This window comes from Streptomyces sp. 71268 (genome assembly GCF_029392895.1).
Classification (GTDB): Bacteria; Actinomycetota; Actinomycetes; order Streptomycetales; family Streptomycetaceae; genus Streptomyces.
The window spans coordinates 2,980,462-3,005,126 of sequence record NZ_CP114200.1; the positions used below are offsets into that span (position 1 = coordinate 2,980,462).

A 24,665-nucleotide genomic window follows, 5' to 3' on the forward strand; every position below is an offset into this window, starting at 1 on the left:
GGTCACAGAAGGGCGATGTCGTGAGCGGTGACGGTCACCACGGGCACGAGGCGTACGGCCGGTTAGAGATCGATCGCAGCGGTCAGGCCGAGGCCTTCGACGCGATCGGGGACCGGTACGACGAAGCGTTTCCCCACAAGGACGGGCAGGTCCTCTCCAGCCGGTGGCTGGCCGGCGCGCTGCCCGCGAACTCCCGCGTGCTCGACGTCGGCAGCGGCACCGGGGTGCCCACCGCGCGCGAGCTGAGCGACGCGGGCCACGAGGTCGTCGGCATCGACATCTCCCCCGGCATGCTCAAGATCGCCCGGGACAACGTGCCGGGCGCCACCTTCCACCTCGCCGACATCGCGGGGCTGCGGCCCGGGGCGCCCTTCGGCCCGGGCGGCCCGCGCGACCTGGGCCGCTTCGACGGGGTCAGCGCCTACTTCTCGCTGCTGATGCTGCCGCGCGTGGAGATCCCGCTCGCGCTGCGCACCCTGCACGGGCTGCTGAAGCCCGACGGCCTGCTGGCCATCGCCATGGTGGAGGCGGACGTGGACGACTTCGCGATCCCGTTCCTGGGCAACACGATTCGGGTATCCGGTTACCTGCGGGACGAACTGCGCCAGGTCGTGCAGGACGCCGGCTTCGACGTCCTGGCGGAGGACTCGCACGCGTACGCCCCAGCCAGCACGGACGTGCCACCGGAGCTCCAGCTCTTCCTGCACTGCCGACGACGCGCCTGACACAGGTGCGCCCGACCGACGCGGGCGCACGGCCCCGGACGGATGGAAACCCACGCGTGACGGAGCATCCCACCTCCCACGACCGCAGGCAGGCCGCCGCACCCGCGACGGCCTCGGGCGCAGCCATGCCCGAAGACGCGCACGGCGCGGTCCCCGACCCACGCACCGGCCTGGGGCAGGGCCCCGGTCCGGCCGCCACGTCTGAGCCCGACCCCGACCACCGGCCGCGCCCGGCCGGGCACGAGGCCGAGCCGCGCCATCCGGGGCCACCGGCCGCCGCGCCCGGGGCACCGGCCCCGGTCAGCCGGCAGGCCCAGGCGCCCGCCGAGCGGCCGGCCCCCGCCGACGCGCAGCGGCCTGCTGTGCCCGTGGCCGCGCAGCCCCCGGCCGTCGGGACGCCGGGGGCCGACGCCAGCGCCCTCGCGGCGCGCGGCGGCGAGCGACTGCGCTACGTGGGCGCCGCGACCCGGCGCATCGCGCGCGGCATCGACCTGGACGAGATCGTGCTCGGGCTCTGCCGAGCCACCGTGCCGACCTTCGCCGACGCGATCCTGGTCTACCTGCGGGACCCGCTGCCGGTCGGCGACGAGCGCCCGGTGGACCCGGTGATGCTGCGGCTGCGACGTACCGACCGCATTCCGGAGGAGGCCGACACCGAGACCCGGCTGCCGCTGCTGCCATCGGGCCCCGACCTGTCGCCCGCGCTCGGCGGCGGGCCCGCGGCCGACCTGTGCGAGGTACGCGCCGGCGGGCCGCTGGCCGAGGTGTTGCGCGGGGTGCGCCCGGTCTTCGGCGACTCGGCCGCGGCCCGCGCGGCGCTGCCGGAACTGCTCGGCGAGGGCCGCACCGTGGCGACGGGGAACCGCGCCATCCTGGCGCCGCTGCGCGGCCGCCGCCGCGTGACCGGCGCCGCCGTCTTCATCCGCCGCCCCGAGCGACCGCCCTTCGAGCGGGACGACCTGCTGGTCGCCGCCCAGTTGGCCACCCACACCGCGCTCGGCGTGGACAAGGCGGTGCTGTACGGGCGGGAGGTGTACATCGCCGACGAGCTGCAGCGCACCATGCTGCCGGACTCGCTCCCCCAGCCCACCGGGGTGCGCCTGGCCAGCCGGTACCTGCCCGCGGCGGAGAGCGCGCGGGTCGGCGGCGACTGGTACGACGCGATCCCGCTGCCCGGCAACCGGGTCGCGCTCGTCGTCGGCGACGTCATGGGCCACTCCATGACCTCCGCCGCGATCATGGGCCAGCTCCGTACGACGGCCCAGACGCTGGCCGGGCTCGACCTGCCGCCGCAGGAGGTGCTGCACCACCTGGACGAGCAGGCCCAGCGCCTGGGCACCGACCGCATGGCCACCTGCATGTACGCGGTCTACGACCCGGTCGCGCACCGCATCGTGGTCGCCAACGCCGGGCACCCGCCGCCCCTGCTGCTGCACCGCGGCGGCCGGGCCGAGGTGCTGCGGGTGCCGCCCGGCGCGCCGATCGGCGTCGGCGGTGTGGACTTCGAGGCGGTGGAGCTGGACGCGCCCGCGGGCGCGACGCTCATGCTCTACACCGACGGCCTGGTCGAGTCGCGCATCCGGGACGTGTGGACCGGCATCAACCAGCTCCGCGAGCGGCTGACCGAGACCGCCCGGCTGACCGGGCCGAACCCGCCGCCGCTTGAGGCGCTGTGCGACGAGGTGCTCGACATGCTCGGCCCGGGCGACCGGGACGACGACGTCGCGCTGCTCGCCGCCCGCTTCGAGGGCATCGCGCCCAGCGACGTGGCGTACTGGTTCCTCGATCCCAAGGCGCAGACCGCCGGACAGGCCCGCCGGCTGGCCCGGCGGGCGCTGACGCGCTGGGACCTGGAGGAGCTGACCGACCCGGTGGAGCTGCTGGTCTCGGAGGTGGTGACGAACGCCGTGCGGTACGCCGAGCGCCCGATCACGCTGCGGCTGCTGCGTACGGACGTGCTGCGCTGCGAGGTCGGCGACGACGTGCCGCAGCTCCCTCGGCTGCGCCAGGCCCGCCCGTCCGACGAGGGCGGGCGCGGCCTGTACCTGGTCAACCGGATGGCCAGACGCTGGGGCGCGACCCGGCTGAGCACCGGCAAGGTGGTCTGGTTCGAGCTGGCCATGCCGCCCAAGGCCGCGGCCCACCCTGGTTAGCCGGCCACCTCGTACCCGGAACGCGCCCCGCGACCCCTGCACCGGGCCCCGGGGCGCCCGTGCGTCCGGCCCCGGACGGCCCGTTCCGTGAGCGAGCGCGCCCGGGCCTGTCCCGGGTGGCCGTGGCTAGGGTGCCGGCGGCCACCGCGGGTTCTCGCGGCCCGGCTTGCCGGGCTCGGCGCCGATCGGCGGGTCGCCCGTCGGGTCGGGGCCCGGGGTCGGGCTCGTGCCGGTCGGGTCCGGCGAGGGCGTCGGAGGTATCGACGGCGGGTCCGGGGTCGGCGTGGGCCCGGGCGAGGTGGGGGTCGGGTCGGGGGTGGGCGTGGGCGTCGGGCTCGGTGTGGTCGGCTCCGGGGACGGCTCGCTGGTCGTCGGGGCCGGGGTCGGCGCGAGGCTCGTGGGCGGCGCGCTGGGCAGCCGGGTCGTCGGGGCGGCCGGCCCGAGGTCGGTGTCGAGGTCGAAGGCCGACGGGGCCTGGCCGCGCAGCGCCGCCTTGGTGTACGCCGCCCAGATGTGGGCCGGGTAGGCGCCGCCGTCGACCCGGCCGCCACCGCCCGTGCCGCGCAGCGAGACCTGCTCGCCCTGTTTGACCTTGCCCTTGGTCTGGTCGGCCTCGCCGAACATGCCGACGGCCGTCACCAGGTCCGGCGTGTAGCCGACGAACCAGGCCGACTTGTTGTCGTCGGACGTGCCCGTCTTGCCCGCGACGGCCTGGCCCTCGGTGCGTACGGCCGAGCCGGTGCCGTCGTCCACCACGCCGGCGAGGACGGAGGTGACGGAGTCGGCGGTGCTCCGGCTGACGGCCTCCTCGCCCACCGCGTCCGGCAGGTCCGCCTCGTCGTCGCGCTTCTCGGCCGACTTCACGATGGTGGGCGTGACCTTCTTGCCGTGGTTGTCCAGCGTCGCGTACACCCCGGCCATGTCCAGCGGGCTGGCGCCCATCACGCCGAGCGACATCGCCGGCCGCTCGACGAAGCCGCCGGCCTTCGGGTTCATGCCCAGATCGACGGCGGTCCGCTTGACGTCGCCGAGGCCGACGTCCACGGCCATCTGCGCGAAGACGGAGTTGACCGACTTGTTCATGGCCTGCTGCACGCTGATCGGGCCGTAGCTGCGGCCGTCCTCGTTGGGCGGCGCGAAGGCCGTCGTGCTGCCCCTGACCGGCCGCTCGCTGGTGCCGTCGTAGATGGTGCCGGGCCGGATCGGCAGGCCCTCGCGGGTCTTGGCGTCGTTTTCGAAGGCCGAGGCGAGGATCAGCGGCTTGAAGGTGGAGGCCGGCTGGTAGTCCTCGCGGGTGGCGTTGTTGACGTAGTGCCGGGTGTAGTCCCGGCCGCCGTAGAGTGCGACGATGCCGCCGGTCTTCGGGTCCACCGAGACCGCGCCCGCCTGCACCCGCGCGTCCACCGGTCGCGACTTCGGGTCGAGGTCGTCCAGGAGTTCGGTGTCCACGGCCCGCTCAAGGGCCCGCTGCCTGGTGCGGTCGATGTTGAGCGTGATGTCCCAGCCGCCGGCGGCGAGCAGGTCCTGTTCGTCCACGCCCGCCCTGATCAGCTCCTGTTCGGCCAGCTTCACCAGGTAGCCGCGCTGCCCGGTGTGGCCGGCGATCGCCTTGGGCGGCCCGGGGACGGGGAACTTCATGGCCTCCCGCGCGCCGGAGTCCAGCCAGTCCTTGCCGACCATGTTGTCGAGCACGTAGTTCCAGCGCTGCTTGACCAGCTTCTTGGCGACCGGCCCGGCCGCCGCCCAGTCGTACTGGCTCGGGGCCTGGAGCAGCGCCGCGAGGTAGGCGCCCTCGGGGACGGTCAGCTTCTCGACCTCCTTGCCGTAGTACGCGCGGGCCGCGGCCTGGATTCCGTACGCGTTGCGGCCGAAGTAGCTGGTGTTGAGGTAGCCCTCCAGGATCTCGTCCTTGGACTTCTCCCGGTCGAGCTTGAGCGAGATGACCAGCTCCTTGACCTTGCGGGAGACGGTCTGTTCCTGGGTGAGGTAGTAGTTCTTGACGTACTGCTGGGTGATGGTCGAGCCGCCCTGCTTGCCACGGCCGAGGACGGTGTTGACGATGCCGCGGGTGGTGCCCTTGAGGTCCACGCCGGAGTCGCTGTAGAAGTTCTTGTTCTCGGCGGCGACGAACGCGTGCTGTACGTCCTTCGGCACCCTGGACAGCTTCACCGACTCGCGGTTGATGTCGCCGGTGCGGGCGAAGACCGTCCCGTCGCTGTAGCGGTAGACGTTGGACTGGGCCTTGGCGGCGGCGTTGCCCGAGGGGACGTCCACGATCACGTACAGCGCGGCGAGGGCGCCCATGACAAGCGCGACCATCCCGAGGGCGTAGGCGAGCAGCTTCCGCCAGGTGAAGAAGCGGCGGATGCCGGTCCGCTTCGGCCTGGCCGACGCGGCGCCGGCCTTGGCGGCCTTGCCCGCCTCGCCGGCTTTCGCGGACGCGCGCCCGCGTACGGCCCAGCGCGGCGCGCTCCGCGGCGCGGGGCCTTCGGCGCCGGTGGCCGCGCTGGGCGTGCCGCCGGGTATCGCCGCGGGCGCGTTGTCCGCCGTGGCGCCAGTGGGTTTCCTCACGCGGCGGGCGCGCTTCTGACGCGCCCGCCTGTCGTCCGCTCGGCCCATGTCTCCCGCCGCTCCAGTCGTTCACCTCACCAGGTCAGACCATGTAGCTAACACCGCAAGAGACGGCAAAAGCCCATCGATCAAGCCATTTCGGGAGGTGACAATGAGCACTTCTCTACTGAGAACCGACAAATGGCAGCGGCCGAGGGTTGCCCCGGCCGTAAATGTGTTATCACTTTGCTAGACACTACGTACGGGCGAGGGCGACCACCTCGCCGCCGCGCGCCGGCCCGGTGCCGCGCGCGACCAACCCACGGACTCGGGGGACCCCACCATGACCGACACCACTCCACGGACGCCCACCCCGGGCGACGACCCCGACGTGCCCGCGATGCCCGAGCCACGGGTACGGGAGTTCGCCGCGCACAGCGTCAGCGGCGGGCTCGCCCTGCTCGGCGGGCTGCTCGGCCTCTTCGGCGGCGTCGGCGCGCTCGTCGGCGGCATCGCGCTGGCCAACGACGGCACGCCGGCGGCCGGCGTGCCGCTGATCATCGGCGGCCCGCTGCTGGCCATCGCCGCCTTCCTGGCCATGTGCGGACTGAACACGGTCGCGCCGGGCGAGGCCCGCGTGGTCCAGCTCTTCGGCCGCTACCGGGGCACCATCCGCACCGACGGGCTGCGCTGGGTCAACCCGTTCACCAGCCGCGAGAAGATCTCCACCCGGGTGCGCAACCACGAGACGGCCGTGCTCAAGGTCAACGACGCCTACGGCAACCCGATCGAACTGGCGGCCGTGGTGGTCTGGAAGGTCGAGGACACCGCGCAGGCCGTCTTCGAGGTCGACGACTTCCTGGAGTTCGTCTCCACCCAGACCGAGGCGGCCGTACGGCACATCGCCATCGAGTACCCGTACGACGCGCACGAGGAGGGCGGCCTGTCGCTGCGCGGCAACGCCGAGGAGATCACCGAGAAGCTCGCCGTCGAACTGCACGCCCGGGTCGAGGCGGCGGGCGTACGGATCATCGAGTCCCGCTTCACGCACCTGGCGTACGCCCCCGAGATCGCCTCCGCGATGCTCCAGCGGCAGCAGGCCGGAGCCGTGGTCGCCGCGCGCCAGCACATCGTGGAGGGCGCGGTCGGCATGGTCGAGGACGCGCTGGAGCGCATCGCGGCGCGCGAGATCGTGGAGCTGGACGAGGAGCGCAAGGCCGCGATGGTCAGCAACCTGCTCGTCGTGCTGTGCGGCGACCGCTCCCCGCAGCCGGTCGTGAACACGGGCTCGCTCTACCAGTGACCGAGGAGCGCCCCCCGCGCCGGCCTCGGCAGCGCAAGCAGATGCTGCTGCGGCTCGACCCCGCCGTGTACGACGCCCTGGCCCGTTGGGCGGGGGACGAGTTGCGCAGTGCCAACGCCCAGATCGAGTTCCTGCTGCGGCGGGCGCTCGCGGACGCGGGCCGGCTCCCCGGCGACGTCGGCGCCATCCCGCGCCGCGGGCGCCCCCCGAAGACGGCGCGCACGCCGGAGCCCACGGCCGACCCGGCCACCGAGGCGCCCGGGCCACCCGCCGCCCCGACCTCGAGCCCGACCACCCCGGACCCCGAGCCGGACCCCGAGCCGGACCCGGACCAGGCCCCGAACCCGGACGCCTGAGCGCGCTCCACCGACCCGACTCCGGATGCCCGAGCCCGCTCCCCGGGCCCGCCCCGACCCCCCGGCGACGTACCGCGCCCCCGCGCGGTGCGTCGCTTCGTGCTTCCCGGGCCCGTACGCCCCGCGCCCCGACCCGATTCCGCCGAACCCCTCCCCACCAGGGGCGATGCCTGCACGCCGCGGCTATACGCAGCGGCTATACATACCGCGTATACACGTGATGTACAGTCTCGGACATGTCCATCGGCCACACTCTTCTCGGGCTCCTGGAATCCGGGCCCCGCCATGGTTACGACCTCAAGCGCGCGTTCGACGAACGCTTCGGACACGACCGCCCGCTGCACTACGGGCAGGTCTACTCGACCATGTCCCGCCTGCTGAAGAACGGCCTCGTGGAGGTCGACGGGATCGAGGCCGGAGGCGGCCCCGAGCGCAAGCGGTACGCCATCACCGACGCCGGGATAACCGACGTCGCCCAGTGGCTCGCGCAGCCCGAAAAGCCCGAACCGTACCTTCAGTCCACCCTCTACACCAAGGTGGTCCTCGCGCTGCTGACCGGCCGGAACGCGGCCGACCTGCTCGACACGCAGCGCGCCGAGCACCTGCGGCTGATGCGCGAGCTGACCCAGCGCAAGCGCGGCGGCGACCTCGCCGACCAGCTCATCTGCGACCACGCGCTGTTCCACCTCGAAGCCGACCTGCGCTGGCTCGAACTCACCGCGGCCAGGCTCGACCAACTCAGCAAGGCGGTACGCGCATGACCCCCGCCGGTTCCCTGCTCGTCGCGTCCGCGCTGCGCAAGTCCTACGGGCCGACCCCGGCCCTGGACGGCGCGGACTTCTCCATCCACCCCTCGGAGGTCGTCGCGGTCATGGGCCCCTCCGGGTCCGGCAAGTCCACCCTGCTGCACTGTCTGGCCGGCATCGTCCAGCCCGACTCCGGCACCGTGCGCTACAACGGCCGCGAGCTGTCCTCGCTGCCCGACCGGGAGCGCAGCGCGCTGCGCCGCGGCGAGTTCGGGTTCGTCTTCCAGTTCGGGCAGCTCGTCCCGGAGCTGACCTGCCTGGAGAACGTGGCGCTGCCGCTGCGGCTCAGCGGCACCGGCCGCAAGGCCGCCGAGGCGCGGGCCGTGGAATGGCTGGAGCGCCTTGAGGTGGACACCGTGCGGGCCAAGCGCCCCGGCGAGGTCTCCGGCGGCCAGGGCCAGCGGGTGGCCGTGGCGCGCTCGCTGGTCACCCGGCCGCGCGTGCTGTTCGCCGACGAGCCGACCGGCGCGCTCGACTCCCTCAACGGCGAGCGCGTGATGCAACTGCTCACGGACGCGGCCCGGGACACCCGGGCCGCCGTGGTCCTGGTCACGCACGAGGCGCGGGTGGCCGCCTACTCCGACCGCGAGGTCGTCGTACGGGACGGCAAGGCCAGGGACATGGCGGGCGCCGCGTGAACCCCCGCTCCCGCACCCCCGACACCGCCGACACCGCCGACACCCGCGCGGGCGACGCGCTTGGGGCGTCCGCAGCCAACCGGACGTCCGGTGCCTCCGTCGTCGACGCGGGCCCGGGCCCCGGCGGTAAGCCGCGCGGCCTGCGCGGCCCGCTCGACCTCGCCGGCTGGGTCCGCGACCTCGGGCTCGGCGCCCGGTTCGCGGTCACCGGCGGCCGGCAGGGCTGGACCCGTACGGTGCTCACCGCCGTCGGCGTCGGCCTCGGCGTGGCGCTGCTGCTGCTCGCGGCGGCCGTGCCCAGCATCCTCGACAACCGCAGGGAGCGCGGCCAGGCCCGTCAGGTCGTGAACCTGAGCGCGGACCTCAAGGCGGGCCCCCGGACCTTCCTGCACGCCGGCGGCGACACCGAGTGGCACGGCGAGGACATCGTGGGCAGCCTGCTGCGCGCGGAGGGGTCGCGGCCCCCGGCGCCGCCCGGAGTCTCCGCCATGCCACGCCCCGGCGAGATGATGGTCTCGCCCGCGCTGCGCGACCTGCTGCGGCGCGACGGCAACGACGTGCTGCGCGAGCGGTTCGCCGACTACCGCATCGTCGGCACCATCGCCGACGAGGGGCTGCTCGGCCCCGCCGAGCTGGTCTACCTGGCCGGCAGCGACCGGCTCACCGAGCAGAACGCCCAACGCACCGACCACTTCGGCAACGACGGCGAGGGCGAACCGATGAGCGCCGTGCTCATCCTGCTGGCCGTGATGGTGTGCGTGGTGCTGCTGATGCCGGTGGCCATCTTCGTCGGCACGGCGGTCCGGTTCGGCGGCGAGCAGCGCGACCGAAGGCTGGCCGCGCTACGCCTGGTCGGCGCCGACCTGCGCATGACGCACCGGATCGCGGCCGGCGAGTCGCTGGTCGGCGCGCTCCTCGGGCTGGCCGTGGGCTGTGCGATCTTCCTGGTCGGGCGGGAGTTCGTCGGCTCGGTCACGGTGTGGGACATCAACGTCTTCCCCTCCGACGTCGCCCCGCACCCCACGCTCGCCGCGCTGATCGCGGTGTCCGTGCCCGCGTGCGCGGTGCTGGTCACCCTGCTGGCGCTGCGCGGCATCACCATCGAACCGCTGGGCGTGGTGCGCGGCGGGGCTCCGAGACGGCGCCGGCTGTGGTGGCGCCTGGCGCTGCCCGCGCTCGGTTTCGGGCTGCTGTTGCCGCTGGTCGGCGGCGTGAGCTACCAGGCGGACACCGACCTGAACACCTACCAGGTCGCGGCCGGCGCCGTGCTGGTCCTCGTCGGGGTGACCGCCCTGCTCCCGTGGCTGGTCGAAGGCTTCGTGAACCGTTTCCGGGGCGGGCCGCTCTCCTGGCAACTGGCCATCCGCAGGCTGCAACTGAGCAGCGGCACGGCGGCCCGTACCGTCAGCGGCGTCACCGTCGCGGTGGCCGGGGCGGTCGCCATCCAGATGCTCTTCGCGGGCGTCCAGGACGACTTCGAGAAGGACACCGGACACGACGCCAACGAACCGCGCATCGGCTTCTCGCGGGGCGTGACGGACAGCGCCGACGCGGTGGGCACGATCAGCGCCATCCGCGAGACGCCCGGCGCCCGCGACGTGGTGGCCCGGGTGCGGGCCACCATCGGCAAGGCCGGTGCCACCGACCGGAAGGCGGAGAACCTTCAGACCGTGGAACTGTTCATCGCCGACTGCGCGAGCCTGCGCGTCTACTACGACGTCGGCTCGTGTAAGGACGGCGACGTCTTCCGCAGCGGCCTGCCGTCGAGCAGCTTCGCCAAGCCGGGCGCGGCCGTCGACGTCACCCCGCCCGGGTACGGCGACACGCTGGAGGAGCACCTGTGGACGGTGCCGGCGACGGCCCGCACCGTGGCGCCGCGCGCGGACGCGCCGGACGACGTGGTGGAGGGCATCGTGGCCACCCCGTCGGCCGTGCCCATCGACGACCTCGCCGACCCGTGGTTGGTCGTCGACCTCAACACGGACCCCGCGGTGCGGGACTCCTTGGAGCGGGTACGGAACACGGCGATCCGCACCGACCCCGGCGCCGCCGTGATGGTCTACGCCTCCATCGAACGCAACGAGCGCTTCGAGGACATCCAGACCGGCCTGTTCGTCGGCGCGACGGTGACGTTGCTGCTGATCGGGGCGTCCATGGTCGTCACCCAGCTTGAGCAACTACGCGACCGCAGGCGCCTGCTGTCGGTCCTGGTGGCCTTCGGCGCCCGGCGCTCGACGCTGGCCTACTCCGTCCTGTGGCAGACCGCCATCCCCGTCGTCATCGGCCTCACGCTCTCCCTCGCGGGCGGTGCGGCGCTCGGCGTCGTCCTGCTCAAGATGGTGGACCGGCCGGTACAGGACTGGTCGGCCCTGGTCCCGATGGTCGGCATCGGCGCGGGCGTCATCGCCCTGGTGACGCTGGTCAGCCTGCCACCCCTGTGGCGGATGATGCGGCCGGACGGGCTGCGGACGGAGTGATACCGATCGGGTGAAGCCCGCTGTACGGCACCCACCCGTGAGCTCGCCCCACGACGATCTCCTCGACACCAGCCACCAGGAGGCACCATGTCCGCCGCAGCGGTCGAACCCCCCTGCGCCGGCACGTCCGCCCTGCTCAGGGAGGCCGAGCGGCTCGCCGACAAACTCCCCGGCTACCGCGTCGAGATCATCGGAGGCGAGCTCACGGTCACGCTACCGCCGGACGGACCGCACGGCGAGTCGCTGACCAATCTGCTCCTCGCCTTCGTTCCTCAACACCGGGGCGCGACCCGGGTGATCCAGGGCATCGGCATCCGGCTCCCCGACGGCCCGGACGACTACGCCGTACCGGACCTGTCCATCGTGGACGCGGACTACCGGGAGCACCCCAGCCTGGCCAACTGCTACGACCCGGCCGTCTTCCGCCTGGTCCTCGAGGTCACCTCGGCCAACTACGGCAACGACCTCAAGCGGAAGGTGACGGCCTACGCCATCGCCAAGGTGCCGGTCTACGTGATCGTCGACCGCAGGCACGAGCGGCTGCACGTACTGCGGCACCCGGTGGCCAACGAGTACGACGAGCACCGCGTGCACGCCCCGGGCCAGCACGTCACCCTGCCGGACTCCATCGGCGCCGAGATCACCCTGGACGTGGCGGCCGTGCTCGACGCCGCCCGGCCCTGACCTCAGCCACTCGCTAGGCCGGCTCCGCCACCCGTACCGGCAGGGCCCGCATCGCCTCGCGCAGGGCCTGCGCGAAGGACTCGAACTCCGGCTGCCGGGCCGCGCCCGCGCGCATCGCGAGCGCGATCTGTCGGGAGGGCGCGGGGTCGGCGAAGTAGCCGGTGGTGAGCTGGTCGTTGCGGGCCGTCTCCACCTTCAGCGCGGTGCGCGGCAGCAGCGTCACGCCGAGCCCGCCGGCCACGAGCTGCACCAGCGTGGAGAGCCCGGCCGCGCTGGTGGCCACCGGGGCGCCCGGGTTACGGCCCACCTCGCGGCAGATGTCCAGCGCCTGGTCGCGCAGGCAGTGGCCCTCGTCCAGAAGGACCAGCCCCCGAATAAACCAACAGCGTCACACCACACGGGGCGGGGGCCGCCTCAAGACCCTCCCCGCCACGGAAAGCTGGCCAGCGTCTCAAGCACGCCGCGCTGGGTGCGGGGCAGACCAAATAGCTTGGGCATGCCGCAGTCGTCGAAGGCCCACCACACCCAGCACACCGTGGGGCGCACCACTTCTCATCCCGCGAGTCTGCTTTAGCGCGCGAAGCGAAAATGAGCAGCGATGCGTCTCGACCGCGCCCCATGTCATCTTGCTGCCATGCACCAATAGGCCAGTGCATATCTTTCACACAGGCAAGATATCGCCCCATTGCAGCCCTCTCGGCGATGTGATGCACACCACTACGCTGACAGAATGTAGCAATCCGAAAGGACCTGACAGACTTCCGAGCTTGCGCATTGCCCCTCCTCCTCATCCAGCCACCACTCTGCGTAATCGCATGAAAGCGATCATCCGGCACTGCAGAAATAAACCTGTGCCGTCTGCAGCGAATTACGGATATGGTCAGCGTCGTTCAGACGAGCACTGCCGCCCGTCACCTACCGAAAGACAGCAAGGTTTGCTGAGGGGTAATCGTTTCGGCCATTTCGATACAAGGATGTGGTCCTCATGCGTGGCAAGTTACTGCTCCACTCAGTTGTCGCCTCTTCGGCTCTCCTCGGGGCGCTCGTGACCGCGCCTCAAGCAGGCGCCACCGAAAAGCCCATTGAGAAGCCCACCGTCACGTTGTCCGCCGACGCGGACGCGAACACCCGGATGATCGTCGCCGAAGACCCGTCCGCCGTCGCTGCGGCTGCCACTATCTGTGGCGCGGGCTTCGACAAGGTGAGCCAGGTTAAGCCGCTGCCCGAGGGAGTAGACCCCCGCGAGCGGTTGGCGGCCCTCTTCACCTACATCGGCAACAACGGGCGGGGGTGCGCGCTTCTCGACAACAACGCCGTCGGGAAGAAGTACATGCACGTCGGGGTCTGTGACATCGACGGCAAGAACTGCGACACGGACTCCGGATATTTCAGCGAGCACGCGGGCCCGGTCTATGTACCCAAGGTAGCCTGCGCGCCCGTAACCGCCAAGGCTGGGCAGAGCCCGAGCAGCCTGTACATCAACTTCACGAGCAGGTACGTCTTCCCCTGCAACTAGTAAATGCCTGCACAGCTTTCAGCGCCTTTCTCTCGCAGCATTGATTGAAGCGCACACTCGTAGCAAGGCGGCGAGCGATCGTGCGTATCTCGCCGAAACGACAACACAACGGGAAGTGCGGCCGGCCCTCGGGCTGACGCCATTGCGGGCCCGCAAAAGGCCGCACTAGCCCCTGCCCGCTGAAACTCCGGCACCTCACACCACGCACCGCGCGGAGTGGGGTGCCGGAACGTTTGGCGGGCCGATCATCCAAATCCGCAGCGCGCCCAAAGAGCCGCCCCGCAGCACCTGCGCCCACCTCGTCTCCAACCTCCCAAGGCGGTACGCCTAACGCGCCTCCGCCACCCGTACCGGCAGGGCCCGCATCGCCTCGCGCAGGGACTGGGCGAAGGACTCGAACTCCGGCTGCCGGGCCGCGCCCGCGCGCATCGCGAGCGCGATCTGCCGGGAGGGCGCGGGGTCGGCGAAGTAGCCGGTGGTGAGCTGGTCGTTGCGGGCCGTCTCCACCTTCAGCGCGGTGCGCGGCAGCAGCGTCACGCCGAGCCCGCCGGCCACGAGCTGCACCAGCGTGGAGAGCCCGGCCGCGCTGGTGGCCACCGGGGCGCCCGGGTTGCGGCCCACCTCGCGGCAAATGTCCAGCGCCTGGTCGCGCAGGCAGTGGCCCTCGTCCAGAAGGAGCAGGTCCAGCTCCTTGAGCGCCTCGCGCGGCACGTCGGCGCGCCCGCCGAGCCAATGGTCCTTCGGCATGACCAGCACGAAGTCCTCGTCGAACAGCGGCAGTTCCACGACCTGCGGCACCCCGAGCGGCACCGCGAGCAACAGCAGGTCGAGTCGCCCGTGGGCCAGCCCGTCCAGCAGCGAGCCGGTCTGCTCCTCGTGCACCTGGAGGTCGAGCCGCGGGTAGCGGGTACGCACCAGCCGCAGCACGGTCGGCAGCAGGTACGGCGCGACGGTCGGGATCACCCCGAGGCGCAGCACCCCGGTGAACGGGGCCCGGGCCGCCTCGGCCTCCTCCATCAGCTCGCCGACCGCGTCGAGCACCGTACGCGCCCGCTCGGCCAGCCGCTCCCCCGCCGGGGAGAGCAGCACCTTTCGCGTCGTACGCTCAAGAAGCTGCACGCCCAGCGCCTCCTCCAGGGCCGCGACGGCCCCCGACAGGGCGGGCTGGCTCATCCCGATGGCGGCCGCGGCGTCGCGGAAGTGCAGGTGCTCGGCCACCGCCACGAAGGCGCGGAGCTGGGCGAGACTGGGCTGCCGGGGCCTGCTCCCGGGTGTGACGGGCGCCACCACTGATAACCACCTCCGATCAACTGTTCCCAGTTTAGCTATTTCCGCGATCAATGGCTTCTGTGGCACTGTGGCCTTCGTCCAGCCCCCAGGAAACTCCTGTCACAGGGGTTTCCTTGCTCACAAGGAGAGCCCGTGCTCACTGTTGGTGACCAGTTCCCCGCTTGGCAGCTCCTCGGTGTCGAGGGCCCCTCGACCGACAAGCTGGAGATCAAGGAGTACAGCTCCGAGGACTTCAAGAACGGCTGGTCGGTCGTCTTCTTCTGGCCGAAGGACTTCACCTTCGTCTGCCCGACCGAGATCGCCGCGTTCGGCAAGCTGAACGACGAGTTCGCCGACCGTGACGCCAAGGTCCTCGGTGTCTCCGGCGACTCCGAGTTCGTGCACCACGCCTGGCGCAAGGACCACCCGGACCTGGCGGACCTGCCCTTCCCGATGCTGGCCGACTCGAAGCACGAGCTGATGCGCGCGCTCGGCGTCGAGGGTGCCGACGGCTTCGCGCAGCGCGCCGTCTTCATCGTGGACCAGAACAACGAGATCCAGTTCACCATGGTCACCGCCGGCTCCGTGGGTCGTAACCCCAAGGAGGTCCTGCGGGTCCTCGACGCCCTGCAGACCGACGAGCTGTGCCCCTGCAACTGGACCAAGGGCGACGAGACCCTCGACCCGGTCGCGCTGCTCTCCGGCGAGTGAACGAACGAGACTGAGGAACACCCGTGGCACTCGATGACCTGAAGTCCGCAGTTCCGGACTACGCCAAGGACCTCAAGCTGAACCTCGGTTCGGTGATCGGCAACTCCAACCTGCCGCAGCAGCAGCTGTGGGGCACGGTGCTCGCCTGCGCCATCGCCTCCCGCTCGCCGCGCGTCCTGCGGGAGTTGGAGCCGGAGGCCAAGGCCAACCTCTCCCCCGAGGCGTACACCGCGGCCAAGTCGGCCGCCGCCATCATGGCGATGAACAACGTCTTCTACCGGACCCGGCACCTGCTGTCGGACCCGGAGTACGGCAACCTGCGCGCGGGCCTGCGGATGAACGTCATCGGCAACCCGGGCGTGGACAAGGTCGACTTCGAGCTGTGGTCGCTCGCGGTCTCCGCGGTCAACGGCTGCGGCATGTGCCTGGACTCGCACGAGCAGGTGCTCCGCAAGGCCGGCGTGGATCGCGAGACGATCCAGGAGGCGTTCAAGATCGCTTCCGTGCTGCAGGCCGTCGGCGCCACGCTCGACGCCGAGGCGGCCCTGGCCGAGTAGCCGGCGGAGCCGGCAGGACGCGGCTCACCCCGTACGACCGGCACGGCCGTACGAGCACGATGGCGCGGCGCACGCCGCTGGTACGCACGCGCCACCCCGCACGAGGGCCCCGTGGACAGTTCGCTGTCCACGGGGCCTGTGTGTTGTTCGGGCCTGGGCGTTTCAGGCCCCTGGGTGTTTTCGGGGTCTGTCGCCGGGGCGGCGTGGGGCCACCCGGGTGAGGGGGGCCAACTGCCGGTACGCCGACCGAGGGTCACCCGCGTGGCCCCGCGGCGTGTCGCGCGGTCGCCCGCGGCTCACCTGGATGGCGGACTGGTAGGCGCCGGGCCGTGCGGCCGCCCCGGCGCGCGACATCCGGCGCGTCGGACCGACCCGGGCGCCGGGAGGGTACGTGCCGGCCGGGTGGAGCGTCGCTACGGGACGAGACCAGACCGGGCCCCCGTCGCGGTGGACGAGGGCCCGGCGGGACGCGAGGTGAGGTGCCGTCAGTCGGTCGGCGGGGGCGCCTGGTCGGGGCCGGGCGACGAGGGCGCCGCGGGCGGTTCCTGGGCCGGTGGCGCGGCCGGCTTCCGCATGGGCCCGGCCTCGTCCGCCGGCGCCGGCTGCCCCGACGGCGCGGGGTGGGCGGCGGCGGGCGCGGAGGCTGCGTGCGCGGGGACGGTCGGGGTCAGCTCCGCCACCGTCGCCCCGTGTGGGCCCGGCATCGCGCGCAGCGCCTGCTCCTTGGCGTGCGCCCGCAGGTAGCCGACGACGGTGTTGGCGACGGCCACCAGCGGCACGGCGACCACCGCGCCCCCGATGCCGGCGATCAGCGAGCCCGCCGCGACCGAGAGGACCACGGCCAGCGGGTGCACCCGCACGGCCCGGCCGAGGATGAACGGCTGGAGGATGTGGCCCTCGATCTGCTGCACCGCGAGCACCACGATCAGCACCATCGCCGCCGTGAAGACGTCCTGGGTCACCAGCGCCACCACGACCGCGAGCGCGCCCGAGATCACCGCGCCGACCAGCGGGATGAAGGCGAACAGGAAGATGAAGACGGCCAGCGGCACCGCCATCGGCACGTCGAGGAAGAAGATGCCGACGCCGATGAAGATCGCGTCGATGAGAGCCACTATCACCGTGCCCCGCACGTAACCCGTCAGCGTCTGCCAGGCGCGCGGCCCCGCGCCCGCGACCCCTTCCCGGGCGGAGGCGGGGAACAGCTTGAGCACCCAGTTCCAGATCTTCGGCCCGTCGTACAGCAGGAACAGCGTGCTGAACATCGCGAGCATGATGCCGGTCAGCAGCTCGACGATGAACGTCACGCCCTCCAGACCGGCCGAGGTGATCTCCTCGGTGTTGTTCCCGATCGACTCGCGCAGGTTCTTCGCGATGTCGTTGATCTGGTCCTCGGTCACGTGGAACGGGCTGTTCAACAGCCAGCGGCGCAGTTCCTCGATGCCGTCCTGGACCCGTTCCGAGAGCGAGTCCAGGTTCTCCATCACCTGCCAGACGACGAACCAGCCGACCAGCCCCATGATGACGAAGCCCGCGATGAAGACGATGGCGGTGGCCAGACCTCGGGGCACGCCCCGGCGCCGGAGTCGGGAGACCGTCGGTTCGAGCAGCGCGGTGATCAGCAGGGCCGCGACGAAGGCGAGGACCACCAAGCGCACCGCGCTGATGACCCGCATCAGCACCCAGACCGTGCCCGCGAGGACCAGCAGCCGCCACCCCACCTCCGCGGCGACCCGCACGCCCCAGGGGACGGCGGCCACGGGGTCGGCGCGCGGCGCTATGGCCGGCGCGTACAGCGGCGGCGCCGGCACCTGGGCCTCCCCCGCGCCCGCCGGTTCGCCGGCCGGCGCGGCCCGCGGCGGCGTCACGGCCGCTCGCGCGGCTGTCGGCGCGGGCGCCCCGGCACCGCCGGCGCCGGCCGTGGACTCGCCCGACGCGGCGACGGTCTCAGCGCCGGGCGGCCGCGTCGCGGGCGTACGTATCGTGTCGCGCGGCTCGTCGGACGCGGCCGGGCCCGTCTCCTCGCGTCGTGCGTCGAGTCGCTCGGCGAGCCGGGTCAGCCCGGCCCCGAGACCGCCGACCCACCGTGGCAATCTGGACATGAATTACTTCCTACCCCCACTCCCCCCGAGGCCGTCCGGGATGACGTTACACACACGAAGCCCCCGACCGGTCGCGGTCGGGGGCTTCGTCACGTCACGTGGGCCCCGGAGCGGGCCTGACGCCGTTTAGTACCAGTGGTTGGACTGCCAGAACGACCAGGCGCCACACGGGCCCTGATACGTCTCGTTCATGTAGCTGAGGCCCCACTTGATCTGCGTGGCCGGGTTGGTCCGCCAGTCGGCGCCCGCGCTGGACATCTTGGAGGCGGGAAGCGCCTGCACCAAGCCGTACGCGCCCGAGGACGGGTTGGTGGCCTTGTAGTTCCAGGTGCTCTCGTGGTTCACGATGTTGCTGAAGCACTGGAACTGGTCGGCCGGGACGATCTGCCGGGCGATGGCCTGGACCTCGGCGACCGAGTAGGAGCCCTGCTGGGGGAAGGAGGAGGTGGAGACGGAGTCGCGGGAAGCGGACCGGCTGGCGGCCTCTTCCTTCTCCTTCTCACGCTCTTCGGCGGCCTTCTTCTCGGCCGCTTCCTTCTCCGCCTTCTCCTTCTCGGCCTTCTCCGCCGCGGCCTTCTTGGCCGATGCGTCCTTGGCCGCCTGCTTGCGGGCCGACTCCTCCGCGGACTTCTTGGCCTCCGCGTCGGCGGCGGTGGACTGGACGTCTGCCTGCTGCGTCAGGGACGCGGTCTGCACCTGGGCCTGCTGCCCGGCGGGAATCTCCGCGAGGATGGTCGTGTCGGCCGCGGTGGCCTCGACCGGTTCGGTGGTCGAGCCCTTGTCGCTGCCTGACGCGACGCCCACGACGGCGCCGACGGTGGTGACCGCAGTAGCCGAGGCCACTGCGAATCCCCGGACCGAGATCCGGCTCACACGGTTTCCTTCCAGCATCGTCCACATAGGTGACCTCGCGGACGCAATCGTGCCCCTGGCGCTGGCTTCCCTCGGCCGCTCCCGGTGGTGCTGGGAACGGTTGGTCACGGGAGGCACGGACCCGGTGCGCCCTCCGAAGAGGTCCGCGTGGTGCTCGGGCGGCATACGACGAACGCTGTTCAGTTCTGCTCTGTATGGGGCGCCTCAACGCTGGGGTTGAGGCTGTGTCGTATGCGGGGCCTGACAGGACCCACACCCTGCCGGAGCCTCGACTCGGACGCAATTCTCCGCTGCGTGGGAAAGCTCACATGGCGTTTGGCGGCACCTATTCGAGGAAATTCAAGCGCGACAAGACGCCGCGCGGCTAAGCTCCCGGCTTCGCCGCGCGGCGTCGTGGTGGACGAGTCGGACTAAACCCGCCCCTCCTCCAGCATCTCGGTCACCAGGGCGGCGATGGGCGAGCGCTCCGAGCGAGTGAGCGTGACGTGTGCGAAGAGCGGATGGCCCTTCAACTTCTCGACCACCGCGACCACGCCGTCGTAACGGCCGACCCGAAGGTTGTCGCGTTGCGCCACGTCGTGGGTGAGGACGACACGCGAATTGGCCCCGATGCGGGACAAAACAGTCAGCAGAACGTTCCGTTCGAGTGACTGGGCCTCATCCACGATGACGAACGCGTCGTGCAGCGAGCGGCCTCTGATGTGCGTGAGGGGCAGCACCTCCAGCATGCCGCGGCCCACGATCTCCTCGATGACCTCCGCCGACGTGACCGCTGACAGGGTGTCGAAGACCGCCTGCGCCCAGGGGCTCATCTTCTCGGCCTCGTTGCCCGGCAGGTAGCCCAGCTCCTGGCCACCCACCGCGTACAGCGGCCGGAAGATCATCACCTTACGGTGCTGACGCCGCTCCAGGACGGCTTCGAGCCCGGCGCACAGCGCCAGCGCCGACTTGCCCGTACCGGCCCGGCCGCCCATCGAGACGATGCCGACCTCCGGGTCGAGCAGCAGGTCGAGCGCGATGCGCTGCTCGGCACTGCGCCCGTGGATGCCGAACGCCTCCCGGTCGCCGCGTACCAGGCGTACGTCACCGTCCGCGGTGACCCGGCCGAGCGCCTTGCCGCGCGCCGACTGGAGGACCAGTCCGGTGTGCACGGGCAGTTCCGCCGCCTCGGGCAGGTGGACGGTCTCGGCGGCGAACAACTCGTCCACCTGCTCCGGCTCCACGGTCAGCTCGGCCATGCCGGTCCAACCCGAGTCCGTGATGGCCAACTCCGCCCGGTACTCCTCCGCGAGCAGGCCCACCGACGACGCCTTGATGCGCAGCGGCAGGTCCTTGGAGACGACGGTGACGTCGTACCCCTCGGCCTGGAGGTTCCTGGCGACGGCCAGGATGCGGGAATCGTTGTCCCCCAGGCGGAAGCCCGCCGGCAGGATGCCCGGATCGGAGTGGTTGAGCTCGACGCGCAACGTGCCGCCGAGGTCGCCGATCGGGATCGGGGCGTCGAGCCGGCCGAACCGGATGCGGTACTCGTCGAGCAGGCGCAGCGCCTGCCGGGCGAAGTACCCCAACTCGGGGTGGGCCCGCTTGGCCTCAAGCTCCGTGACCACGACGACGGGCAGCACGACTTCGTGCTCGTCGAAGCGGGCCATGGCGCCTGGGTCGGCCAACAGGACGCTGGTGTCGAGGACATAGGTGCGCCGGTCGTGCTCGCGGCGTTTCTTGCTGGTCACCACGGGTGGACGAACCCCCTCGGGAGAGGTTGGGGTGCGACGGCGTCGCGGGAGTGGGGTGTCCCCGCCCATGGCGGGGCACACGGGCCCCGTCCGGCGGCGGGGGACGGGCCGGGCTCGGACCCTGCGGGGGCCGTGCGCCGGCCTTCCGCGAGCGCCGTCCACGAAGTGGCGGCGAAGCCAGGGGCTGCGCCATCCGTTCGGCACGGGCGTCCTGGGTGCAAAGGCCCTCCCGGGCGGGCGGCACCCATGCCGCCCGCTGGCATTCCGGCACCCCAGGGGTGGGGTGCCGACGTGAGAGGAACATTCCCGCCAAGTGCGCGGCCCATGCCCGGGCATATGACAACGTCGGTGATTCGTCGTCTGCCGTTCCCTGGCGCTACCTGACGTTAACCGCCGTACCGCCGGTGGCGTGCCGCGTAGTCACGCAGCGCGCGCAGGAAGTCCACCTTGCGGAACGCGGGCCAGAAGACCTCGCAGAAGTAGTACTCGGAGTGCGCGCTCTGCCAGAGCATGAAGCCGGACAGGCGCTGTTCGCCGCTGGTGCGGATGACCAGGTCGGGGTCGGGCTGGCCGCGGGTGTAGAGGTGTTCGGCGATCATCTCGACGTCGACGACCTCGGCCAGTTCCTCGAACGTGGTGCCCCGGCTGGCGTGGTCCAGGAGCAGCGAGCGCACCGCGTCCGCGATCTCCTGCCGCCCGCCGTAGCCAACGGCGACGTTGACGATTATCCCGTTCACGTGCCGGGTGGCCTCCTCGGCCTCCTTCAGCACGGTCTGCGTCTGCGCGGGCAGCAGGTCCAGGGTGCCCACGTGGTGCACCCGCCAGCGGCCGTCGGCGGCCAGGTCGCGCACGGCGCCCTCGATGATGCGCAGCAGCGGCTGGAGTTGGTCGTCCGGGCGGTTGAGGTTGTCCGTGGACAGCAGCCACAGCGTGACGACCTTGACGTCCGTCTCGGTGCACCAGCCGAGGAGTTCGCGGATCTTGTTGGCGCCGGCGATGTGTCCCTCGGCCGTGGTGCCTCCGGCGGCGCGCGCCCAGCGTCGGTTCCCGTCGAGGATGACGCCGATGTGCTTGGGCACCTGGTCGTGATCGAGGCGCCATTCCACCCGGCGTGCGTAGAGCCCGTACACCAGGTCGCGCAGCTTCACGTTCTCCAGCCCTCCATGCCGCGGCGCCTTCGTCTTCGTCCGGGTTCGTCCGTGGCGCCGCTCCAAGGGCGCCACCCTACTGCCGGGGCGGGGGTTCGGCGAAGCTGGGCCGGTCACGTGCGTATAGCGTCGGCCACGACAGACCCCGGAACCGGGAAGCGACCACGCGAAGCGGAAGCAGGAACCCCCGTGAACGACAACTCCCCCTACCGTGCCGCCGACGACCGCTACGACGCGATGGAGTACCGGCGCAGTGGACACAGTGGCCTGAAGTTGCCCGCGATCTCCCTCGGCCTGTGGCACAACTTCGGTGACGACCGCAGCCTGGAGTCCCAGCGCGCCATCCTGCGCCGCGCGTTCGACCTCGGCATCACCCACTTCGACCTGGCCAACAACTACGGTCCGCCGCCCGGCTCGGCCGAGCTGAACTTCGGCAGGCTGCTGGCCCGGGACTTCCGCCCGTACCGGGACGAGCTGATCCTCTCCACCAAGGCGGGCTACCTGATGCACCCGGGCCCGTACGGAGAGTGGGGCTCGCGCAAGTACCTGCTGTCGTCGCTGGACGCCTCGCTGCGCCGGATGGGCGTGGAGTACGTCGACATCTTCTACTCCCACCGGTTCGATCCGGACACGCCGCTCGCGGAGACGATGGGGGCGCTGGCCTCGGCCGTACAGCAGGGCAAGGCGCTGTACGTGGGCGTGTCCTCGTACAACGCGGAGCAGACCGCGGAGGCCGCGCGGCTGCTGCGGGAGATGGGGGTGCCGGCCCTGATCCACCAGCCGTCGTACTCGATGATCAACCGCTGGACCGAGGACGACGCGCTCCTCGACACGCTGGAGGCGGAGGGCATGGGCTGCATCGCCTTCGCGCCGCTGGCCCAGGGCCTGCTCACCGACAAGTACCTGAGCGGCATCCCGGAGGGCTCGCGGGCCTCGCAGGGCAAGTCGCTCGACCCGGAGCTGCTGACCGACGAGGTGGTGCGGCGGCTGCGCGGGCTGAACGAGATCGCCGCGCGGCGCGGCCAGTCGCTGGCCCAGCTCGCGCTGGGCTGGGTGCTGCGCGACCCGAGGATGACGTCGGCGTTGATCGGCGCGTCGAGCGTGCGCCAGTTGGAGGCGAACGTGGCCGCGCTGGGCGCCGCGCCGATCAGCGCCGAGGAGCTGGCGGAGATCGACGAGTACGCGCGGAGCACGGAGGGCGTGAACATCTGGGCCCGCCGCTAGCCGGCGCGGCCCCGGCGCCCCCGTCCCGCCCGGTCGCCGGGCGGGCGGGGGCGCGGGTGTGCGGGCACGAAAAAGCGGGCCGGTCCGTGGGGGGGATACGGACCGGCCCGAGGGGGGGTTTCCACCATAACCCTTCGTGAGGGGTCTTGCGTGCACCTCGGGAGGTAACGGCGCGCTGGAATCTCGTCTCAGCCCGCCGCGAGGCCGCCCACGAGCACGCCGGCACCGGCCCCGATGATCATGAAAGGGCCGAACGCCAGCGCCGCCTTGCGGCTCGCCCGCCTTGTCAGCACTAGGGCTACACCGTAGAAGGCGCCCAGCAGGAGGCCGGTGAACGCCCCCAGGAAGAGCACGTCCCAGCCGTACCACCCGAGGGCGACCCCGAGCGTCATCGCCAATTTGACGTCGCCGAACCCCATGCCCGCGGGGTTGATGAGAAACAGCACAAAATACGCGGCGCCCAACACGAGCCCGCCGAACACGGCGCGTGACCATGAGCCCGCGGCGCCGGGCAGCAGGGCCGCGCCCCCAAGGAGCGCGGCGGAGCCGAGCGCCATCGGCAGGGTGAGCACGTCGGGCAGCCGGTGCACGGCCAGGTCCACGCCCGCGAGGACCACGCTGAGCGGCACGAGCAGCAGCCACACGGCCAGCTCGGGCCGGGAGCCGACGGCCGCCGCCAGCCCCGCGCAGGCGAGCGCGCAGACCCCGGCCACGAGCACGCCGCTCGGCCCGTACGCGCCCGGCCCGGCGTCGGCGGCGCGCCCGCAGGGGCCGCACCGGGCGAGGCCGAGCCAGCCGGCGGCGGGTCCGGTGATCGGATGGCCGTCCGGGCAGGCCGCGCGCCAGGGCTCGTCGGGCTGGACGGCGAGCCGGAACAGCGGGCGGGTGGCCAGGAGCCCGACGGCGATGCCGTACCCGGCGGCGAGAGCTATCAGCAGCGCATGCACGGGCCAGAGCCTACGGAACGGGCCACGGGCGCCGGCAGGACTGGTACAACGCTGATCGGACGCGCGGCGCGGCGCGGGGCCGGCCGGCACGGCGCGCGGGTCGCGCGCCGGCGGCCACGGCGGTGTCGGCGGACGACGACGGACGAGGCAGTGTGGGCGGAGGAGTGGCCGAGATGGGGCGTTGGCGTGACGGTCGGGGCACGTTGCGCGTGCCGCGCGCGCGGGAGGGCGGCGCACCACCCGGGGGCGGGCGGCAGGCGGCCGGGTCCCGGGAGGCCGGGCCGGGGGCGGCGCCGGGGTGGTCGGAGCTGGCGGTGCCGTTGGAGATCGCCGCGTCCTACCGTGCGCGCTCCCGGGGGTTGTTGGGCCGGACCGGCATCGCCGGGGCGCTGCTGCTCAGCCCGGCCAGCGGGGTGCACACCTTCCGGATGCGGTTCGCCATCGACGTCGCCTACCTCGACCGGGAGCTGACCGTCATCGCCGTACGCACCATGCGGCCCGGACGGCTCGGGCTGCCCCGGCCACGCGCGCGCCACGTCCTGGAGGCCGAGGCGGGCGCGATGGAGCGTTGGGGGCTGCGCCCCGGGGTGCGCGTGAGCATCGGGTCGTCCGCTGGTCGCGGCACCCCTGCGACGGCTGGTGGCTCGTCTCCCTGACGCGGACGCACCCCTCCCAGGGCAGGAGGATGCGGGCAGGCCCGCGCGATGCACTTCCAGCTCGTCGCGTGTGAGCAGTGCGTAAGCGACTGTAGGCCACCCATGCCAGAACTAAACCCTTTTGAGGCGATGCGTCCGTTACGCTTCTATTTCGTCTCACCCGGTCGTGGCAGATGGCCGGCCCGACCGCCGCCGCTCCTCCGCGGGACCGGGCCAGACGGCGGCGTCCGGACCGCA

At 72.1% G+C, this 24,665-nt stretch carries 20 protein-coding genes and 1 pseudogene; 13 read left to right on the top strand and 8 right to left on the bottom strand.

Features of this window, described 5'->3' with window-relative positions; all coding sequences use genetic code 11:
• Positions 1-20: 20 nt before the first annotated feature.
• The gene (locus OYE22_RS11030) at positions 21-725 is read left to right on the top strand and encodes a class I SAM-dependent methyltransferase (protein ID WP_277324084.1); all 705 of its coding nucleotides are present in this window, start codon (positions 21-23) and stop codon (positions 723-725) included.
• 56 nt (positions 726-781) lie between these two features.
• Positions 782-2,878: a SpoIIE family protein phosphatase gene (locus OYE22_RS11035; RefSeq protein WP_277320250.1), complete on the top strand. Its 2,097-nt coding sequence runs from the start codon at positions 782-784 to the stop codon at positions 2,876-2,878.
• Positions 2,879-3,004: 126 nt separating this feature from the next.
• Here the strand turns inward: OYE22_RS11035 and OYE22_RS11040 are convergent, their stop codons facing one another.
• Positions 3,005-5,497: a transglycosylase domain-containing protein gene (locus OYE22_RS11040; RefSeq protein ID WP_277320251.1), complete on the bottom strand. Its 2,493-nt coding sequence runs from the start codon at positions 5,495-5,497 to the stop codon at positions 3,005-3,007.
• 274 nt (positions 5,498-5,771) lie between these two features.
• Here OYE22_RS11040 and OYE22_RS11045 point away from each other — a divergent pair, with 274 nt between their 5' ends.
• From OYE22_RS11045 to OYE22_RS11070, 6 genes are all read left to right on the top strand, one after another.
• Positions 5,772-6,731, top strand: coding sequence for an SPFH domain-containing protein (locus tag OYE22_RS11045; protein WP_277320252.1), 960 nt, complete (start codon positions 5,772-5,774; stop codon positions 6,729-6,731).
• Positions 6,677-7,087, top strand: a complete 411-nt coding sequence (locus tag OYE22_RS11050) for a hypothetical protein (protein ID WP_348652202.1) — start codon at positions 6,677-6,679, stop codon at positions 7,085-7,087. Before OYE22_RS11045 ends, OYE22_RS11050 begins: the two co-directional genes overlap by 55 nt.
• 236 nt (positions 7,088-7,323) lie before the next feature.
• Complete coding sequence (locus OYE22_RS11055) at positions 7,324-7,848, top strand: PadR family transcriptional regulator (RefSeq protein WP_176163802.1); 525 nt, start codon at positions 7,324-7,326, stop codon at positions 7,846-7,848.
• Complete coding sequence (locus tag OYE22_RS11060; RefSeq protein WP_277320253.1) at positions 7,845-8,531, top strand: ABC transporter ATP-binding protein; 687 nt, start codon at positions 7,845-7,847, stop codon at positions 8,529-8,531. Before OYE22_RS11055 ends, OYE22_RS11060 begins: the two co-directional genes overlap by 4 nt.
• Positions 8,528-11,008 (top strand): ABC transporter permease, encoded by a 2,481-nt coding sequence (locus tag OYE22_RS11065; RefSeq protein ID WP_277320254.1) that lies wholly within the window; start codon positions 8,528-8,530, stop codon positions 11,006-11,008. Before OYE22_RS11060 ends, OYE22_RS11065 begins: the two co-directional genes overlap by 4 nt.
• An 87-nt stretch (positions 11,009-11,095) precedes the next feature.
• Entirely contained in the window at positions 11,096-11,692 is a 597-nt protein-coding gene (locus OYE22_RS11070) for a Uma2 family endonuclease (RefSeq protein ID WP_277320255.1), read from the top strand.
• A 13-nt stretch (positions 11,693-11,705) separates the two neighbouring features.
• Here OYE22_RS11070 and OYE22_RS11075 read toward each other — a convergent pair.
• Positions 11,706-12,059, bottom strand: a pseudogene (locus OYE22_RS11075) (LysR substrate-binding domain-containing protein); the annotation flags it as partial.
• A 618-nt stretch (positions 12,060-12,677) separates the two neighbouring features.
• On the opposite strand from OYE22_RS11075, the gene OYE22_RS11080 reads away from it, so the two are divergent.
• Entirely contained in the window at positions 12,678-13,208 is a 531-nt protein-coding gene (locus OYE22_RS11080; protein WP_277320256.1) for a hypothetical protein, read from the top strand.
• A 327-nt stretch (positions 13,209-13,535) separates the two neighbouring features.
• On the opposite strand, the gene OYE22_RS11085 is transcribed toward OYE22_RS11080, so the two are convergent.
• Positions 13,536-14,498 carry a hydrogen peroxide-inducible genes activator gene (locus tag OYE22_RS11085; RefSeq protein ID WP_277320257.1) on the bottom strand — a complete coding sequence of 321 codons (963 nt, stop codon included), beginning with the start codon at positions 14,496-14,498 and terminating at the stop codon, positions 13,536-13,538.
• Positions 14,499-14,630: 132 nt separating this feature from the next.
• On the opposite strand from OYE22_RS11085, the gene OYE22_RS11090 reads away from it, so the two are divergent.
• Positions 14,631-15,188, top strand: a complete 558-nt coding sequence (locus tag OYE22_RS11090) for a peroxiredoxin (protein WP_277320258.1) — start codon at positions 14,631-14,633, stop codon at positions 15,186-15,188.
• 23 nt (positions 15,189-15,211) lie between these two features.
• On the top strand, positions 15,212-15,745 hold the full coding sequence (locus OYE22_RS11095; protein ID WP_176163798.1) for an alkyl hydroperoxide reductase: 534 nt from the start codon (positions 15,212-15,214) through the stop codon (positions 15,743-15,745).
• Between the two features lie 485 nt (positions 15,746-16,230).
• On the opposite strand, the gene OYE22_RS11100 is transcribed toward OYE22_RS11095, so the two are convergent.
• The 4 genes from OYE22_RS11100 to OYE22_RS11115 form a co-directional block, all read right to left on the bottom strand.
• Positions 16,231-17,847 carry an AI-2E family transporter gene (locus tag OYE22_RS11100; protein WP_277320259.1) on the bottom strand — a complete coding sequence of 539 codons (1,617 nt, stop codon included), beginning with the start codon at positions 17,845-17,847 and terminating at the stop codon, positions 16,231-16,233.
• A 126-nt stretch (positions 17,848-17,973) separates the two neighbouring features.
• On the bottom strand, positions 17,974-18,738 hold the full coding sequence (locus OYE22_RS11105) for a transglycosylase SLT domain-containing protein (RefSeq protein ID WP_277320260.1): 765 nt from the start codon (positions 18,736-18,738) through the stop codon (positions 17,974-17,976).
• Positions 18,739-19,130: 392 nt separating this feature from the next.
• Positions 19,131-20,453, bottom strand: coding sequence for a PhoH family protein (locus OYE22_RS11110; RefSeq protein ID WP_277320261.1), 1,323 nt, complete (start codon positions 20,451-20,453; stop codon positions 19,131-19,133).
• A 386-nt stretch (positions 20,454-20,839) separates the two neighbouring features.
• The gene (locus tag OYE22_RS11115) at positions 20,840-21,601 is read right to left on the bottom strand and encodes an isoprenyl transferase (RefSeq protein WP_176163794.1); all 762 of its coding nucleotides are present in this window, start codon (positions 21,599-21,601) and stop codon (positions 20,840-20,842) included.
• 189 nt (positions 21,602-21,790) lie between these two features.
• Here OYE22_RS11115 and mgrA point away from each other — a divergent pair, with 189 nt between their 5' ends.
• Positions 21,791-22,825, top strand: coding sequence for an L-glyceraldehyde 3-phosphate reductase (gene mgrA, locus OYE22_RS11120; protein WP_277320262.1), 1,035 nt, complete (start codon positions 21,791-21,793; stop codon positions 22,823-22,825).
• A 188-nt stretch (positions 22,826-23,013) separates the two neighbouring features.
• Here mgrA and OYE22_RS11125 read toward each other — a convergent pair whose 3' ends face one another.
• Positions 23,014-23,772: an A24 family peptidase gene (locus OYE22_RS11125; RefSeq protein WP_277320263.1), complete on the bottom strand. Its 759-nt coding sequence runs from the start codon at positions 23,770-23,772 to the stop codon at positions 23,014-23,016.
• Positions 23,773-23,945: 173 nt separating this feature from the next.
• On the opposite strand from OYE22_RS11125, the gene OYE22_RS11130 reads away from it, so the two are divergent.
• Positions 23,946-24,428, top strand: a complete 483-nt coding sequence (locus tag OYE22_RS11130) for a DUF192 domain-containing protein (protein WP_277320264.1) — start codon at positions 23,946-23,948, stop codon at positions 24,426-24,428.
• Positions 24,429-24,665 lie beyond the last annotated feature (237 nt).

Bases quoted from the DNA above. Each gene is read 5' to 3' on its own strand.
- OYE22_RS11040 (WP_277320251.1), bottom strand. From the start codon at position 5,497: ATGGGCCGAGCGGACGACAGGCGGGCGCGTCAGAAGCGCGCCCGCCGC.
- OYE22_RS11045 (WP_277320252.1), top strand. From the start codon at position 5,772: ATGACCGACACCACTCCACGGACGCCCACCCCGGGCGACGACCCCGAC.
- OYE22_RS11055 (WP_176163802.1), top strand. From the start codon at position 7,324: ATGTCCATCGGCCACACTCTTCTCGGGCTCCTGGAATCCGGGCCCCGC.
- OYE22_RS11060 (WP_277320253.1), top strand. From the start codon at position 7,845: ATGACCCCCGCCGGTTCCCTGCTCGTCGCGTCCGCGCTGCGCAAGTCC.
- OYE22_RS11070 (WP_277320255.1), top strand. From the start codon at position 11,096: ATGTCCGCCGCAGCGGTCGAACCCCCCTGCGCCGGCACGTCCGCCCTG.
- OYE22_RS11080 (WP_277320256.1), top strand. From the start codon at position 12,678: ATGCGTGGCAAGTTACTGCTCCACTCAGTTGTCGCCTCTTCGGCTCTC.
- OYE22_RS11100 (WP_277320259.1), bottom strand. From the start codon at position 17,847: ATGTCCAGATTGCCACGGTGGGTCGGCGGTCTCGGGGCCGGGCTGACC.
- OYE22_RS11105 (WP_277320260.1), bottom strand. From the start codon at position 18,738: ATGCTGGAAGGAAACCGTGTGAGCCGGATCTCGGTCCGGGGATTCGCA.
- OYE22_RS11130 (WP_277320264.1), top strand. From the start codon at position 23,946: ATGGGGCGTTGGCGTGACGGTCGGGGCACGTTGCGCGTGCCGCGCGCG.